Raw genomic sequence first — 16,095 nt, forward strand, 5'->3', positions numbered from 1 at the left:
CCTACCTGGTCGTCGTCGAAGCCATACCCGCTCCCAGCAGCGCCGAGACCGTGACGAAGGTGTAGCCGCGCGACCGTAGCCCGTTGATCATGTCGGTCAGCCCTCGCAGTGCGACCAGCCGTCGGCGCGCCCCCACATCGTGGCCGAGCACGATCGTTCCCGGTCGGACCGCGGCCACGATCCGTCGGGCGTGACCGGCCGGATCGTCGGGGAACTCGCGCTCCACCATCTGCAACGACCAGAGCACCAGGCGATAGTCCAGCCGGGCCGCCGCGTGCAGCACCGCCCCGCCCAGGTGGCCGTACGGCGGGCGGAGGAGCGCCGGCGGCACCCCGGTCAGGTCGGCGATCGCGTCGTGGCTGCGGCGCAGGTCGTCGTACGCCTCGGCGGCGTCCAGTGCGGCCAGGTCCCGGTGCTCCCAGCTGTGGTTTCCCACCTCGTGCCCGGCGAGCCGGTCGCGGACGACGTCGGCGTGCCGGCGGACCTGCGCCCCGACCATGAAGAAGGTGGCCGGAACCCGGTGCTGGGCCAGAGTGTCGAGCACCATGGGAGTCCACTGTGGTGCCGGGCCGTCGTCGAAGGTGAGGGCCACCAGGCGCTGGTTGGTCCGCCCCGACCAGACGACCTCCAGCGCGCCGCTGCCGACGTCCTGCTGGCCGTTACCGAGGGTGGTGCCGGCAGGGCCGCCGGCGATCGGCGTCCGGCGATGGGTGATCCGCCACGCCTCCGACGTCCCGGCACCGATGGCCACGCCGCCCACCACCAGCAGGCCACGGCGCAGCAGATCGCGCCGTCCCCACCCGCGCGCGCCCTCGGCCATCCGCCCGCCCTCGCTTCACCCACACCCCCACCTGCCTACGAGGAGTATGCAAGAAGTTACACAAAGTGTGGGGTCGTCGAGTCGGAGTGTTTTCGGTCGAATGAACCTGGAACGCCCCCGGCGAAAAATCCGCCGGGGGCGTTCCGAACCACGCTGCGACCTACTCGGTCGGCTCCGCCGGAGGCAGCGGCGAGGTACGGCTACGCGGCAGCCGCAGCACCTCGAACTGGTCCGTGCCCTCCACCAACGCGGCCGACGGCGCGGGCCGCCCGGCCGGCTGCACACCCTCGGCCGCGACCGGGGCGGGCGCGCCGCTCGGCACCGCGACCTGGTTCGGCGCTGGCACCTCGTCGGCCTCCGTCGTGGTCACCGCCGACCCTCCGGAGCGCCGCCGTGCGCGCCGAGCCCGCAGCGACTCCTTGGTGTGCTCCACCATCGTGTACAGCGTCGGCACCAGGATCAGCGTGAGCAGCGTCGAGCTGAGCAGACCACCGATCACCACGACCGCCAGCGGCTGAGAGATGAAGCCGCCCTCACCGGTCAACCCGAACGCCATCGGCAGCAGCGCGAAGATGGTCGCCACCGCCGTCATCAGGATCGGGCGCAGCCGGCGACGGCCACCTTCGACCACCGCCTCCCGGACCCCCATGCCCTGTGCTCGGTACTGGTTGATCAGGTCGAGCAACACGATCGCGTTGGTCACCACGATGCCGACCAGCATCAGTACGCCGATCAGCGCCGGCACACCGAGCGGCGTCCCGGTGATCAACAGCAGACCGATCGCGCCGGTCGCCGCGAACGGGATGGAGATCAGCAGGATCAGCGCCTGGGTGAGGCTGCGGAACGTGGCCACCATGATCAGGAAGACGATGGCGATCGCGGCCAGCACCGCCAGGCCCAGGTCCGCGAAGGCATCCGCCTGATCCGCGCTGACACCGCCGATGGTGAAGCTCGCACCCGGCACGTTGATGCCGTCCAGACGCTTCTGCAACTCCTGGCTGGTCGCGCCCAGGTTCGAGCCGGTCGCCGCGCCGGTCACCGACACGCTGCGCTCACCGTCGATCCGGGTGACCTGCTGTGGGCCTTCGCCCTGAGTGACCTTCGCGATGTCGCCCAGCTTCACCGGACCGACCGGCAGTGCCCGCAGTTCCTCCACGGTCACCGGCGGCTGCGTGCCCAACCGCAGCACCACGTTCTGCTGCTGGCCGTCGAGCGCGACCTGGCCCAGCGGCGCTCCCCGGAACGCCTGCGACACGAGCTGCCCCACGGCGGCCTCGGTGAGCCCGACCCGACCGGCGGCGACCCGGTCGACCACCACGTCGACCCGCGGCACCCGCGCGGCAAGGCTGGTGGACACGTCCTCGACGTCCGGGACTCCCGCCATCGCGGCCCGCGCCTCCTCGGCGGCCCGGGTCAGCGCCTCCGGGTCGCTGGCCTGGACGATCACCTCCAGCTGGCTGGTCGACGCCTCCTGCCCGCCACCGAAGCTGATCTCACCCACACCGGCGCCGAGCTTGTCGAACTCCTTGCGCAGCACCTCACGCATCTGCTTCGCGTCGGTGTCACCGTCGAGCGCCAGCGACCAGCTGGCGACGTTGTTGCCGCCGCCGCCCGCCCACGGGTTGTCCCCGCCGCCCGCGGTCACCTGGTACGTCTCGACGCCGTCGGTGCGGGACAGCACCGACTCGACCTGCTTGGCCGCCGCGTCGGTGGCCGCCAGGCCACTGCCGGCCGGCAGCTCCTGGCTCATGTTAAGGGTGTCCTGGCCGGAGTCGTCCAGGAAGTTGGTCTCCAACTTCTGCGCCAGACCGAAGGTGCCGAAGAGCACCAGCAGGCCGAGCCCGACGGTGATCCAACGGGTCGACCGCTTGCGAGTGGCGAACCCGATCACCGGCAGGTACGCCCGCTGCAACGGGCTGCGCAGCTCCTTCTCCTCCGCGGCGTGCCGTACCGCCTCGTCGTCCGCGGTGCCGCCGCGCGGCTTGAGGAACCAGTACGCGAGGACCGGGATCACTGTCAGCGACACCAGCAGCGAGGCGAGCAGGGCCACCGTCACAGTGATCGCGAACGGCGCGAAGAGCTGACCCACGAACCCGCCGACCAGCGCGATCGGCGCGAACACCGCCACCGTGGTGAGGGTGGACGCGGTCACCGCACCGGCGACCTCGCGGACGCCGGTGATGATGGCGTGCCGTTTCTCCTCGCCGTACTCCAGGTGTCGTTTGATGTTCTCCAACACCACGATCGAGTCGTCGACCACCCGACCCACCGCGATGGTCAACGCGCCGAGGGTGAGCAGGTTGAGCGAGTAGTCACCGATCCACAGGGCGATCAGCGCCACCAGCACGGAGAGCGGGATGGAGACCGCGGTGACCACCGTCGAGCGCACCGACAGCAGGAAGACCAGGATGACGATGACCGCCATCACGAGGCCCAGCAGACCCTCCGTGGTCAGCGACTCGATCGACTTCTCGACGAACGGCGCCTGGTCGAAGACCACTGTCAGCTCCGCGCCGGAGGCGTCCTTCAGGTCGTCGAGCCGGTCCCGGATCTCGTGCGAGATCTCCACGGCGTTGCCGTCCGGTGCCGCGGTGACCGCGATACCGAGGCTGTCCTTGCCATTGGTCCGGGTGATTGCCGTGGCCGGGGCGAGCTGCTGCTCGACCGTCGCCACGTCACCGAGGCGAACGGGTGCCGCAGCCGGGACGACCACGATGCCGCGCAGCTCCTCCAGGGTGGAGATCGGGGTGCCGACCTGCACCGGGAGGGCCAGGGCGCCGTCGGTCACCGCGCCGGCCGGAACCGCCACGCCGTTGGTCTTCAGCGCCGCGCCGATCGCCGTCGGCTGGATCTTCGCGGCGGCCATCTTCGCCGGGTCCGGGGTGACCACCACGACGTCGTCGCGGGTGCCGGTCACCTCGACCGTGCGTACCCCCTCGATGCCCTCCAGCTCCGGCACCACTGTCGCGCGCAGCTTCTCGGCGAGTGCCCGCTCGTCCGCTGTGCCGGCCGCGGCCAGCACCACCGCCGGAAGGTCGTCGGTACTACCCGCGATGACCTGCGGGTCGACGCCCTCCGGCAGTTGGGCGCCGATCCGGCTCAACGCGGTCTGCATCTTGTTGACCACGTCGTCGAGGTCGGTGCCGAACTCGTACGTCACCTGGACGGTGGCCGCCCCCTCGCGGGAGGTGGAGGTGACCTGGTCCAGCCCCGGGATGCCCTGGAGGGCGTTCTCGATCGGCTCGGTCACCTGCGACTCGACGATCTCGGGGCCGGCGCCGGGGTAGGGAGCCACGATGAACGCGGCCGGGAACTCGAGCGACGGCAGCAGTTGCTGCTTCAGCGACGGCACGGCGAACACTCCGAACACCGTGGTCACCACCGCGATGAGGGCAATCAGCCCTCGGTTGGCGAGGCTGAATCTGGCGAGCAGCGACATCGGCCTGGCTCACTCCTGAACGAGAATGCGGGCGGGGATACCCGAAAGTGTGCCGGACTCGCATACCCCGACCCCCGCCGCCCCCGGGCCGCACCGCCGTCGCGCTACCCGCCGTCGGTCACCACCCGGACGGCGGCGCGCTCAGGCCAGGTCGAGGGCGCGCGCCGCGGCCAGCGGGTCGTTCGCGATGGTCACCGGCGCCGGCGCGGTGGAGATCGCCCACTCCGGGTCCTTCAGCCCGTGGCCGGTCACCGTGCAGACCACCGTGGAACCGGGCGGCACCGCGCCCGCCGCGGCCTGCTGCAGCAGGCCGGCCACGCTGGCCGCGCTGCCCAGCTCGACGAAGACCCCCACCTCACGGGCGAGCAGACGGTACGCGGAGAGGATCTCCCGGTCGGTCACCGACGCGATCAGGCCACCGGAGGCGTCCCGGGCATCCAACGCCTTGGTCCAGCTCGCCGGGTTGCCGATCCGGATCGCGGTGGCGATGGTCGACGGCTCCGGCACCACCTGACCGGTCACGATCGGGGCCGCCCCGGCGGCCTGGAAGCCGTACATCTTCGGGGTGCGGGTGGTGGCGCCGGCGGCCAACTCCTCCGCGTATCCCATCCAGTACGCGGAGATGTTGCCGGCGTTGCCGACCGGCAGGCAGTGGATGTCGGGCGCGTCACCGAGCGCCTCGACGATCTCGAAGGCGGCGGTCTTCTGGCCGTGCAGCCGGTCGATGTTGACCGAGTTGACCAACGCGACCGGGTAGTCCTGGGCGAGCTTGGCGGCAGTCGCGAGGCAGTCGTCGAAGTTGCCGTTCACCTGGAGCAGCTTCGCGCCGTGCACCAGCGCCTGGGCCAGCTTGCCCAGCGCGATCTTGCCTTGCGGCACCAGCACGGCGCAGGTCAATCCGGCCCGGGCCGCGTACGCCGCGGCGGAGGCGCTGGTGTTGCCGGTGGAGGCGCAGATGATGGCCTTGTTGCCGGCCTCGACCGCCTTGGACACCGCGAGGGTCATCCCCCGGTCCTTGAAGGAGCCGGTCGGGTTGGCGCCCTCCACCTTGAGGTGCACGTCGCAACCGAGCCGGGCGGACAGCACCGGCGCCGGCAACAGCGGGGTGTTGCCCTCGTGCAGCGTCACGACCGGCGTGGCCGCGGTGACCGGCAGCCGATCCCGGTACGCCTCGATCAGACCCCGCCACATGTCGCTCTCCTCGCCTCTACCGCCGCGCCCACCCGATTGTCAGGGCCACCTTGGACCAGCCCGCTGGAGTGGTCAATGGCACACCCCGGCTTACCCACCTGGCGGGACGCGCGAGCCACCCCGTCGATGATGCAACGACTCAGGCGCCGCCCTCGACCCGCAGCACACTGGTCACCGAACGGACAATGTCCAGACCGCGCAGCTCACCGACGGTCGCGGCGAGCGCGGCGTCCGGTGCCACATGCGTGACGATGACCAACTCGGCGTCGCCGTCGCGGCCCGCCGGCCCGCCCGCCGAACCCTGCCGCACCGTCGCGATCGACACGTCGTGCCGGGCGAACACGCTCGCCACCGAGGCCAGCACACCCGGGCGGTCGGCCACGTCGAGGCTCACGTGGTAGCGGGTCAACGCCTCACCCATCGGCCGGACCGCGAGGTCCGCGTACGCGCTCTCGCTGGCCGCGCGCACCCCGGCGAGCCGGTTGCGGGACACCGCGACCACGTCACCGAGCACCGCGCTGGCGGTGGGCGCGCCACCGGCGCCCCGACCGTAGAACATCAACTGCCCGGCCGCGTCCGCCTCCACGAAGACCGCGTTGAACGCGTCCCCGACGCTGGCCAGCGGGTGGCTGCGCGGGATCATCGCCGGGTGCACCCGGACGCTGACCGTCTCCCGGCCGGTGGGGTCGACACCCCGGGCCGCGATGCAGAGCAGTTTGATCGTGCAGCCCATCGCCTGGGCGCTGGCCATGTCCGCGGCGGTCACCTCGGTGATGCCCTCACGGTGCACGTCGGCGGCGCCGACCCGGGTGTGGAACGCCAGCGAGGCGAGGATCGCCGCCTTCGCCGCCGCGTCGAAGCCCTCCACGTCGGCGGTCGGATCGGCCTCCGCGTACCCCAGGGCGGTGGCCTCTTCGAGAGCCTCGGCGAAGCCGGCGCCGGTCGCGTCCATCGCGGAGAGGATGAAGTTGGTGGTGCCGTTGACGATGCCGGTGACCCGGTTGATCCGATCGCCGTGCAGCGACTCCCGTAGCGGACGCAGCAGCGGGATGGCCCCGGCCACTGACGCCTCGTAGTAGAGGTCGCCGCCGCCCTCGGCCGCCGCCTCGTGCAGGGCCACGCCGTCCTCGGCGAGCAGCGCCTTGTTGGCGGTGACCACGCTCTTGCCGGCGCGCAGCGCCTCGACCAGCCAACTCCGGGCCGGCTCGATACCACCGATCACCTCGATCACCACGTCCACGTCGTCGCGCTTGATCAGGCCAAGCGCGTCGGTGGTGAACAGGTCCTCGTCGACCGGCAGGTCACCTCGGTCGCGGCCGAGCCGACGGACGGCGATGCCGGCGATCTCCAGCGGAGCGCCGATCCGTGCCGTGAGGTCGGCCGACTGCTCGTGCAGCAGCCGGACCACCTCCTGGCCGACAGTGCCACAGCCGAGCAGCGCCAAGCGCACAGGTGACGTCATCCAACATCCAATGCGAGCAGGTCCTCTTCGGTTTCCCGCCGGACGATCAGGCGCGCCTGGCCGTCGCGCACCGCGACCACCGGTGGCCGGGGCACATGGTTGTAGTTGCTGGCCATGCTTCGGCAGTACGCACCGGTGCCGGGCACTGCGACAAGATCTCCGGGCTGCACGTCGGCGGGCAGGAATTCATCCTTCACCACGATGTCCCCGGACTCACAATGCTTTCCCACCACGCGGGCGAGCAACGGCTGCGCGGTCGAGGCCCGCGAGGCCAGCGTCGCCGAGTAGGACGCGTCGTAGAGGGCGGTGCGGATGTTGTCGCTCATCCCGCCGTCGACGCTGACGTAGGTCCGGAGGCCGTCGAGGTCCTTGACCGTGCCGACCTCGTAGAGGGTGAACACGGCCGGCCCGACGATGGCCCGGCCCGGCTCGATCGACAGGTGCGGCACGGCCAGGTTCTCCGCCGCGCACTCCGAATCAACGATTTTGCGAAGCCGCTTGGCCAGATCCTGCGGCGTCGCCGGGTCGTCCTGGGTGGTGTACGCGATGCCGAAGCCGCCGCCCAGGTCCAGCTCGGGCAGCTCCACTCCGCGCGCGTCGCGGATCTGCGCCTGAAGGGCGAGCACCCGCCGGGCCGAGACCTCGAAGCCGCTGGCGTCGAAGATCTGCGAGCCGATGTGCGAGTGCAGCCCGCGAAGCTCCAGCACACCCTCGTCGAGGATCTTGAACGCGGCGTTGGCGGCGGCACCGCCGGCCAGCGAGAAGCCGAACTTCTGGTCCTCGTGGGCGGTGGCGATGAACTCGTGGGTGTGCGCCTCGACGCCCACAGTGACCCGCACCAGCACCCGGGGCCGGACCCCGCGCTCGCGGGCCAGCGCGGTGAGCCGGTCGATCTCGGTGAACGAGTCGACGATGATCCGGCCCACCCCGGCGTCCAGCGCCCGGCCCAGCTCGGGGACCGACTTGTTGTTGCCGTGAAAGCCGATCCGCTCCGGCGGCATTCCGGCCGACAGCGCGGTGGCCAGCTCGCCACCGGTGCAGACGTCCAGGTGCAGCCCCTCCTCGGCGATCATCCGGACCACCGCCCGGCAGAGGAACGCCTTGCCCGCGTAGAACACGTCCTCGGTCGGGAAGGCCGCCCGGAAGTCGCGGCAGCGCGAGCGCAGGTCGGCCTCGTCGAGGACGTACACCGGGGTGCCGAACTCGGCCGCGATGTCGCGGACGCTCAGGCCCGCGACGGCGACCGCGCCGTCGGCGCCACGCGTCACCGACCGCGGCCACAGCGCCGGCACGAGGGCGTTGACGTCGGCCGGGGTACGCAGCCAGGCCGGCCCCTGGTTGCTGATGTCCGCGTGCAGCGCACCGGCCTCATGAGCCCTCATGTCACATCCTCTCGGGTGCGGAGACGCCGAGCAGGTGCAGGCCGTTGGCGATCACCGTGCGGGTGGCGTTGTTGAGCCAGAGCCGAGCGCGGTGCAGGTCGGTGATCTCCTCGTCGCCCAGCGGCAGCACCCGGCAGTTGTCGTAGAACCGGTGGTAGGAGGCGGCGACGCTCTCCTCCAGGTAGCGGGCCACCCGGTGCGGCTCCCGCAGCTCGGCGGCCGTCGCCACCACCGCGGGGAACTGGGCGAGGGCCTTGAGCAGCTCGTTCTCCTTCTCGTGGTCGAGCAGCTCGGGGCGGAACGCGTCGGCGTCGCCCGGAACCAGCCCCACCTCGGCGGCGTTGCGGGCCACGCCCGCCGTCCGGGCTGCCACGTACTGCACGTAGTAGACCGGGTTGTCGCGGGTCGCCCGGGTCCACAGCTCGATGTCGATGTCGATCGGGGAGTCGCTGGAGTAACGGGCCAACGCGTAGCGGGAGGCGTCCACGCCGATCGCGTCGACCAGGTCCTCCAGGGTGATCACGGTGCCGGCCCGCTTGCTCATCCGCATCGGGGCGCCGTCGCGCAGCAGGTTGACCAGCTGCCCGATGAGGATCTCCAGGTTGCGCTCCGGGTCGTCGCCGAAGCAGGCGGACATCGCCTTCATCCGGCCGATGTAGCCGTGGTGGTCGGCGCCCAGCATGATCACGACCCGATCGAAGCCGCGCTCGCGCTTGTCCAGGTAGTAGGCGCAGTCCGCGGCGAAGTACGTCCACTCGCCGTTGGACTTGCGCAGCACCCGGTCCTTGTCGTCGCCGAAGTCGGTGGTGCGCAGCCAGGTGGCGCCCTCGGACTCGTAGAGGTGCCCCTGCTGGCGCAGCCGGTTCAACGCCAGGTCGAGCTCACCCCGGTCGTGCAGGTCCTTCTCGTTGAAGTAGGTGTCGAACTCCACCCCGAAGTCGCGCAGCGAGGTGCGGATCTCGTCGAACATCAGCGCGACGCCCTCGACCCGGAAGACCTCCTGGGCGGCGTCGTCGTCGAGCGAGCGCACCTCCGGCCGGCGGGCCTGCACCTCGCTGGCGATCTCGGCGATGTACGCCCCGCCGTAGCCGTCCTCCGGCGCCGACTCACCCTTCGCGGCGGCGAGCAGCGACCGGGCGAACCGGTCGATCTGCGAACCGGCGTCGTTGAAGTAGTACTCCGTGCCGACGTCGGCGCCGGTGGCCCGCAGCAGCCGGCTCAGCGCGTCACCGACGGCCGCCCAGCGGACCCCGCCGATGTGCACCGGCCCGGTCGGGTTGGCCGAGACGAACTCCAGGTTGATCCTCTCGCCGGCGAGCCGGTCGCTGCGGCCGTACTCCGCGCCGGTCTCGACGATCACCCGCGCGAGCTGACCGGCCGCGGCGGCGTCGAGCCGGATGTTCAGGAAGCCAGGCCCGGCGATTTCCACCGATTTGACCCCCGGTGCCCGGCCCAGCTCGTCGGCCAGGGCTGTCGCCAGCTCCCGGGGCGGAACGCCCACCTTCTTGCTCAACTGCAGCGCGAGCGTCGAGGCGTAGTCGCCGTGCTCGGGGTTGCGCGGTCGCTCCACCACCGTGCTCGCCGGCAGCGCGGCGCGGTCCAGCCCACGCTGCTCGAAGACGGCGTGGGCGGCGGCAAGGACGACCGAGGCTAGTTCTGCAGGAGTCACCCAACCATGTTATCGGGGGTAGACTCGGGCACTCGGCGGCTCCCCTGCGCGTCATCCGGCCCGCCACTCCCCTGACCGACCGACTTGACGAGGCACGATGAGCATCAGCACCCCGGGTGGCCCTGAGCGCCGCCCGACCGTGGTCAGCACCGGCAAGAAGCCGGCCGCGGGCCGGCCGGCGTCCGGCGCCAAGGCCGGTTCCGGCAAGCCGACGGGCTCCCCCCGGGCCGGGGGCAAGGGCCCGCGCAAGCCGGTCACCCCGGTCAAGGTGAGCCAGGGCCGCGCGTGGGGGCCGATCGCGCTCTTCGTCGCGGTTGGCGTGCTCGCGGCCGGCATCATCGGTTACGGCGCCTGGGCGTCGTTCCAGGGCTCCAAGCCGTGGGACAAGCGGGCCAACGCCATCGACGGCATCGCCAACATCCGCAAGTCCGACCCGGACAGCCTGAAGTACGAGTCGCACAAGTCGGGTCCGCTGACCTGGAACTACTCGCCGCCGGTGGGCGGGGTGCACAACGCCGCCTGGCAGAACTGCATGGGCGACGTGTACGACGCCCCGATCGCCAACGAGCACGCGGTGCACAGCCTGGAGCACGGCGCGGTGTGGATCACCTACCGCCCGGACCTGCCCAAGGACCAGGTCGACAAGCTCGCCAGCAAGGTGCGCGGCGTCGAGAAGACGCTGATGAGCCCGTACGAGGGCCTGGACAAGCCGATCTCGCTTCAGGCCTGGGGCTACCAGCTCAAGGTCGACAACGCTGACGACTCGCGGATCGACGAGTTCATCAAGGACCTGCGGGTGAACGCCTCCGTCGAGGGCCCGACGGCGCTCTGCAACACCGGCATCACCGCCACCGGCACCACGCCGCGTGAACTCCAGCAGCAGCCCACCCAGTAAGGACGGCAATGACCGCTCCGGCAACCACCGACAGCGAGTACGACGAGATCCCGGCCGCCCCGGACGAGGGCGGCCGGGCCCCGGCGTCGCGCTACGGCGTGCTGGCGCTCGCCATCATGCTGGTGGTGGGGCTCCTCCTCGGGTACGCGGGCGGTCTGCTCACCCCACGGATCACCCGGCCCGGTGACGCCTCGGTCGAGGCGGGCTTCGCCCGGGACATGACGACCCACCACGCGCAGGCGGTGGAGATGAGCCTGATCGCGTACCGGTCGGCGACCCTCCCCGAGGTGCGGCAGATCGCCGTCGACATCGCCACCGGGCAGCAGGGCGAGATCGGCGCGATGCAGACCTGGCTGCGCGAATGGGGCCTCAGCCCGACCGGGTCCAAGCCGCCGATGTCGTGGATGTCCGACGGGGCCACCGTCAAGGACGGCCTGATGCCGGGCATGGCCACGCCGCAACAGATGACCGCCCTGCGCAACGCTCAGGGCATCGAGGTCGACCGGCAGTTCCTGACCCTGATGTACGCCCACCACCTGGGCGGCATCCACATGATCGACGCGGCGCTCGGCGCGACCGACAACGCCGAGGTGCTGCGGGTGGCGAACACCATGAAGGCCACCCAGCAGACCGAGTTGAACAACCTCCGGCAGCTCCAGGCGCAGGCCAAGGGCTGACCGACCGGACGGCGCACCCGGCCCGCGTCCCCGCTGCTCCGTGGCGGTGACGCGTGCCGCACCGTGCCGACGCAACGCACCACGCCGCTCGACCTGCGCCGCCCGCCACCGACGCGAGCCCTCGCCCCCGCCGGGGCCCCAGCGCAAGCCCCGGCCTTGATCGACTCGGCTTTCAGGAAACCGGGCGGTCGACGCCATCGGGACACCCCGGTTTCCAGGAACCCGAGTCGATCAAGGCGGCCGCCCGTCGCGTATGACCTGAACACCCCTCTCGTCCCTTGTGGGCGTTTTGCGTGGCACAGGCGATTACGTTGCTTAGAGAGTTTTCTCCCCACATATCGTGACCAGTTGCGATTCGGGCTCGTTGCCCAAGACGTGGGGGTTGCACTCAGAGACGCACGGCGCTCGGTCACCAGTTGGTGCCGACGCCACACCATCGGTGGTGACGGGGCGGTGGCAGCCGTCCGTCGCGGACAGCGGCAGGGCGAGCCGGGAATGCTCAGCCGCGAACAGGAACTCGAGTTGATCGACACGCTGCGGGGCGTCCATCCCGACGAGTTCGGCCTGGACGAGGAGCTGTGGACGCGGCAGAGCCTCACCACGCTCATCCAGCGGCGCTTCGAGCTGCCGCTGGACACCGGCGCGGTCGGGGCGTACCTGCGGGCCTGGGGGTTGGGTCCGCGGGAGCCGCGCGAGCGGGCCTGCGGGCTCTGCGTCAGCGCGGTCGAGCGTTGGGTCCGCAGCGAGTACCCGGGGATCACCCGGGCCGCCCAGGAGCACCTCGCGGAGGTCTACTGGATCGGCCGGGTCCGGCTGCGCGGCACGATGCCGGCCGCCGACGTGATCTCCGCTGTCTCGTCCCGCGGTCGGGTGCGCTTCATGATCACTACGCCGACGGTGGACCCGCCGCTCCCCCGCGACTTCGTGCTGCGGCTCAGTGGCGAGGAGCAGCGCACCGTCCACCTGATTGTGGACGGCTCCTGGCCGCGCAACGAGTGGCCGCGCCGGCTCCCTCGGCGAATCGTCCTGCACCCACTGCCCAGCTGCGGGCGGGCGATCGCGGCGGCCTGAGCACCGGGTGAGCCGGTTGCCGACACGATCGGCTCACCCGATACCGATTCGGCGTACGCAGGGGAGGTTTGCTAGTCTTCTCCAGTCGCTGAGCCCCCGTAGCTCAGGGGATAGAGCACCGCCCTCCGGAGGCGGGGGCGCAGGTTCGAATCCTGCCGGGGGCACCATCAATGACCAGCACGAAAAGGCCCTTGACCAGGGGAAACCCGGTCAAGGGCCTTACTCGTGTGTCCGGCTGTGTCCGGCCGTCAGCGGCGCGTGGCGGGCGTCTGTGCCATATCCGTGCCAAAGTTCGGCCGCTCGGTCAGTCGTGGCCGAAATGCTCGGTCGACGCGTCGCCGGAGAGCAGCCTCACCGCCGTCTAGGCACTTGGCGTAGATGCTGAGCAGCACCCCCTCCACCGACTGCCCGGCCCAGCCGGCTACCTGGATCGGCAAGACTCCCCCGTTGAACCAGGTCAACACGGCGCATGTATCGCCGGCCGTTAAGGGGCCAGCGTGGTTCGACTCGGCATGGCCGACCGTCACCTTCCGGCACGATGGATGAACGCCTACCTCGGGCGGCTGCTCGGCGAGGTAGGCGCGGCGCTGCTCAACATCGACGGCTCGGTGTGCGGCAGCTTCGCCGAATACCCGGCGCGCCGACGCGTGAAGTGGGCACGAGAGCGCTTTGCTACCTCCGCCCCAGTCCTTGACACATCAAAATACCCTTAGTAGGATCTTGTGAACTTCTATATTTCGATATATGGCGCGGAATCAATAGTGAAGGTCTGGTGTACTGATAACTTCGCAGCATCTTCAGCTTGAGATCGCCGGAAAATCGAGTGCGGGCACAACGAACGGGGAGCGCATATGAGGATCATCCGAAAAGCCATTGCCGTTTTGGGCTTTATAGCGCTAGGCATGGCCGTCGCGCCACCCGTAGCCGCTCAAGCCGCCACCCCGCAGCCGGCAGCAGCCCTGGCAGCTTGGGATTGCCCCTCCGGAAACCTCTGCGTCTGGGACGGCACGGGTGGAACGGGCGCGCGCTGCCTTTGGAGTGACGCCGACCCCGACTGGCGCAGCGGTATCACTTGCTCCTGGTCTCTCAATTGGCCAGTGCGCTCGGTCTACAACCGCGGGACCAGCTCGGCCTACCGTGGCGTCACACTCTACCAAGGCGCGAATTATGTGACTGTTCAACATTATCTTGCGCAAGGCTTGAAAAGCAGCGACGTTTACTACTACGCACGGTCACACCGTTGGCAATGATCCCTACCTGACGGCTGGCAACTCACAAGGTGGTACTGGACGACGCGTCCAACCGCGCGTCGTCCAGTCACCTCAGGAATCAGGGTGGACGGATGGACCCGCCCGAATCGAGTACCAGTAGGGCGGCTCTCGGCTTGTTAGCATCGGCTATACGTCGCGCAATCGCCCGCACGCAAGCGGCCGGCCATCGCAGTCCTGAGTGCCGAAGTTCGGCACGGGTCAGCCGTGGCCGAACGCTCGTTCGACGCGTTGCCGGAGAGCAGCCTCACCGCCGTCTAGGCACTTGGCGTAGATCCTGAGCAGCACCTCCACTGACTGTCCGGCCCAGTCGGCTACCTGGGTCGGCGGCACTCCCCCGTTGAGCTGTGTCGACACGGCGGCGTGCCGCAGGTCGTACGGGGTGCGTGCCAGCGGGGAGGCGTAGACCTCGGGCGTGAACACGGCCGCGCGCGCCCCCCGCCAGACGCGGTTGATTGTCCCCTTGGGCAATTCCTCTTTGTTGCGCTCCCCCACGAACAACCGGCCGTCCGGGCCGTATCGGAATAGCTCGATGTGGGCGTTGATGATTGCGGTTAGTTCGGGTGGGCAGGGAACCGTTCGTGTCTCCCCTCGGGCGCGCTGCTTGAGTTGGCGGCTGTCCCGATTCTTTCCGCTGTCGGTCCATTCCCGACCCGCGTGTGGGTTAGCTCCGTCGAGCGTGAATTCTCCCCAGCCCTTCTCCGGTAGGTGAAGGTTCGGCTTTGCGAGGTGAACCGCTTCCTCCGGTCGCATAGCCGAGTAGTAGAGGCAGGCGTAGAAGGCGACCATGCGCGGACCGATGCGCCCCTGCTCTCGGACCCCGTTTAACAGAGTCCGTACCTGAACCGGGTTTGCCACTGATCGCCGGTCGATCGTCACAACGGTTTTTGGTGGCTTCCACTTCAGTTGCGGCAGCGGGTTTGCCAGCAGCGCACGTCTTTCCACTGCGTATTCGATTGCCGTGTTGAAAATCTTCCGGCGGCGACTGATGACGCTCGGCGCGGCCGGTGCGCCGTCGAGTCGCACTGTGAGGCCATCCAGCACCGGCCGCAGCACTTCCGGGCGGCTAAGGCTTGCCACGTCTCGGGCGTTCCGCTTCACCCAACTGAGCACCTTCGCCACGTCGGCGGGCATGTTTTCAGCGCTGCGGCGGGCAGTGTTGAATGCCCACCGGCCTAGCGCGTGGCGAAGTAACTTGCCGTCCGGTCGACCCTTTCCATTGGTCAGCATGAGCACGGTAAGCGCGGTCAGTGCTTCGGCGTGAGTGCGCCTAGTCGTGGCGGCTACGTGCGGCCATTTCATGTCGGCGAAAGAACACGCCAGGTCATACCACGACATGGCGACTGTTTCACGCCGCATGGTGACCGGACGCCCCGACTCAACGTCAAACGCTTCACCCTTTCGGGAAGCCGTTACCAGGCTTTGGTTCACTGTGCGGGCCGCACTCCTGCTTGCACCGAAGACTTTTCAGCACGTTCAACATCCCGCCCGTCCGCCCGCGCGTGAGCCGAGGCGGGTTGTGCCATATACGTGCCAAAGTTGCCTGAGCTTTCGGCCGTGGGATGACTTTCCCCAGGTCGGAGACGGGTTGAGGCACGCAAAGTGCCCGCCCTCCGGAGGCGGGGGCGCAGGTTCGAATCCTGCCGGGGGCACACTTGCTAAAAAGTTCGACCAGCACCAGGGGCTCCTGACCAGAAATTCGGTCAGGGGCCTTCATCGTGTTGGTGGAACATCCGCCAGAATGTCGATCATGCTGTTTCTCGGTCTGCTCCTCGCCGCGCTGGCTGGGGCGGTCATCGCGACCGTCCTCACCGTCCGTGGCTTCCGCGCGATGCTCAGGAACAGCGAACGATCGGGTCGCGTGCGCACCGCCGCGCTGCTCGTCGGCGCGGGTGCCGTCGCCCTGTACGCCTGGGGTCTGCTCCACCTCGGCTACGCGGTGATGCAGGCCGAGGACGGTGGTGCCGGATCCGCCCCGGTCGGACCCTGTCGCCAGGCCGGACCACAGGTGGCGAGCCGGGTCGTCGATTACGACATCAGCTTCCTACCGCTCCACTTCGAGTGCCGCCTCAGCGGTGGCGGCACGTACGTCACCTCGTCCGTGCCCGGGTACGTCAACCCGGGCACGACCGGCCTCGGTCTGGTCGCCGCCACCTGCGGAGTCCTCGCCACCACGACGGCTCGGCGCGCCCGACAAGCGGTGACGTGAGCGCCGCCGGAG

General features: G+C 69.8%; 12 protein-coding genes and 1 tRNA gene. 6 read left to right on the forward strand and 7 right to left on the reverse strand.

Annotation, left to right across the window (positions count from 1 at the left end; genetic code table 11):
* Nucleotide 1 precedes the first annotated feature (1 nt).
* From GUI43_RS04035 to argS, 6 genes are all read right to left on the reverse strand, one after another.
* A complete protein-coding gene (locus GUI43_RS04035) occupies nt 2-820 on the reverse strand; it encodes a polysaccharide deacetylase family protein (RefSeq protein ID WP_112583601.1) in 819 nt (272 codons plus the stop codon).
* 160 nt (nt 821-980) lie between these two features.
* On the reverse strand, nt 981-4,259 hold the full coding sequence (locus tag GUI43_RS04040) for an efflux RND transporter permease subunit (protein WP_112698002.1): 3,279 nt from the start codon (nt 4,257-4,259) through the stop codon (nt 981-983).
* A 141-nt stretch (nt 4,260-4,400) separates the two neighbouring features.
* The gene (gene thrC, locus GUI43_RS04045) at nt 4,401-5,450 is read right to left on the reverse strand and encodes a threonine synthase (RefSeq protein ID WP_112625875.1); all 1,050 of its coding nucleotides are present in this window, start codon (nt 5,448-5,450) and stop codon (nt 4,401-4,403) included.
* Between the two features lie 139 nt (nt 5,451-5,589).
* Nucleotides 5,590-6,900, reverse strand: coding sequence for a homoserine dehydrogenase (locus GUI43_RS04050; RefSeq protein ID WP_181541704.1), 1,311 nt, complete (start codon nt 6,898-6,900; stop codon nt 5,590-5,592).
* Nucleotides 6,901-6,908: 8 nt separating this feature from the next.
* Nucleotides 6,909-8,294 carry a diaminopimelate decarboxylase gene (lysA, locus tag GUI43_RS04055; protein ID WP_112698003.1) on the reverse strand — a complete coding sequence of 462 codons (1,386 nt, stop codon included), beginning with the start codon at nt 8,292-8,294 and terminating at the stop codon, nt 6,909-6,911.
* A gap of 1 nt (nt 8,295) precedes the next feature.
* On the reverse strand, nt 8,296-9,963 hold the full coding sequence (gene argS / locus GUI43_RS04060; RefSeq protein ID WP_112583606.1) for an arginine--tRNA ligase: 1,668 nt from the start codon (nt 9,961-9,963) through the stop codon (nt 8,296-8,298).
* Nucleotides 9,964-10,060: 97 nt separating this feature from the next.
* Between argS and GUI43_RS04065 the strand changes: the two genes are divergently transcribed.
* From GUI43_RS04065 to GUI43_RS35065, 5 genes are all read left to right on the forward strand, one after another.
* Entirely contained in the window at nt 10,061-10,858 is a 798-nt protein-coding gene (locus GUI43_RS04065) for a thioredoxin-like domain-containing protein (protein WP_112583607.1), read from the forward strand.
* 8 nt (nt 10,859-10,866) lie between these two features.
* Entirely contained in the window at nt 10,867-11,535 is a 669-nt protein-coding gene (locus tag GUI43_RS04070) for a DUF305 domain-containing protein (RefSeq protein ID WP_091405938.1), read from the forward strand.
* Between the two features lie 375 nt (nt 11,536-11,910).
* Nucleotides 11,911-12,606 carry a winged helix-turn-helix domain-containing protein gene (locus GUI43_RS04080; RefSeq protein ID WP_091405941.1) on the forward strand — a complete coding sequence of 232 codons (696 nt, stop codon included), beginning with the start codon at nt 11,911-11,913 and terminating at the stop codon, nt 12,604-12,606.
* Between the two features lie 92 nt (nt 12,607-12,698).
* Nucleotides 12,699-12,773, forward strand: a tRNA-Arg gene (locus GUI43_RS04085).
* A gap of 735 nt (nt 12,774-13,508) precedes the next feature.
* On the forward strand, nt 13,509-13,856 hold the full coding sequence (locus tag GUI43_RS35065; RefSeq protein WP_428842201.1) for a peptidase inhibitor family I36 protein: 348 nt from the start codon (nt 13,509-13,511) through the stop codon (nt 13,854-13,856).
* A 219-nt stretch (nt 13,857-14,075) separates the two neighbouring features.
* On the opposite strand, the gene GUI43_RS04105 is transcribed toward GUI43_RS35065, so the two are convergent.
* On the reverse strand, nt 14,076-15,305 hold the full coding sequence (locus GUI43_RS04105) for a tyrosine-type recombinase/integrase (RefSeq protein WP_211326638.1): 1,230 nt from the start codon (nt 15,303-15,305) through the stop codon (nt 14,076-14,078).
* A gap of 319 nt (nt 15,306-15,624) precedes the next feature.
* On the opposite strand from GUI43_RS04105, the gene GUI43_RS04110 reads away from it, so the two are divergent.
* Entirely contained in the window at nt 15,625-16,083 is a 459-nt protein-coding gene (locus tag GUI43_RS04110; protein WP_146765857.1) for a hypothetical protein, read from the forward strand.
* The last annotated feature ends 12 nt before the right edge of the window (nt 16,084-16,095 follow it).

Origin of the sequence: Micromonospora noduli (assembly GCF_003264365.1) — a bacterium.
Taxonomy (GTDB): Bacteria; Actinomycetota; Actinomycetes; order Mycobacteriales; family Micromonosporaceae; genus Micromonospora; species Micromonospora noduli.

Coding starts and splice junctions, on each gene's coding strand:
- GUI43_RS04035 (WP_112583601.1), bottom strand. CDS start 820: ATGGCCGAGGGCGCGCGCGGGTGGGGACGGCGCGATCTGCTGCGCCGT.
- GUI43_RS04040 (WP_112698002.1), bottom strand. CDS start 4,259: ATGTCGCTGCTCGCCAGATTCAGCCTCGCCAACCGAGGGCTGATTGCC.
- thrC (WP_112625875.1), bottom strand. CDS start 5,450: ATGTGGCGGGGTCTGATCGAGGCGTACCGGGATCGGCTGCCGGTCACC.
- lysA (WP_112698003.1), bottom strand. CDS start 8,294: ATGAGGGCTCATGAGGCCGGTGCGCTGCACGCGGACATCAGCAACCAG.
- GUI43_RS04065 (WP_112583607.1), top strand. CDS start 10,061: ATGAGCATCAGCACCCCGGGTGGCCCTGAGCGCCGCCCGACCGTGGTC.
- GUI43_RS04070 (WP_091405938.1), top strand. CDS start 10,867: ATGACCGCTCCGGCAACCACCGACAGCGAGTACGACGAGATCCCGGCC.
- GUI43_RS35065 (WP_428842201.1), top strand. CDS start 13,509: ATGGCCGTCGCGCCACCCGTAGCCGCTCAAGCCGCCACCCCGCAGCCG.
- GUI43_RS04110 (WP_146765857.1), top strand. CDS start 15,625: ATGCTGTTTCTCGGTCTGCTCCTCGCCGCGCTGGCTGGGGCGGTCATC.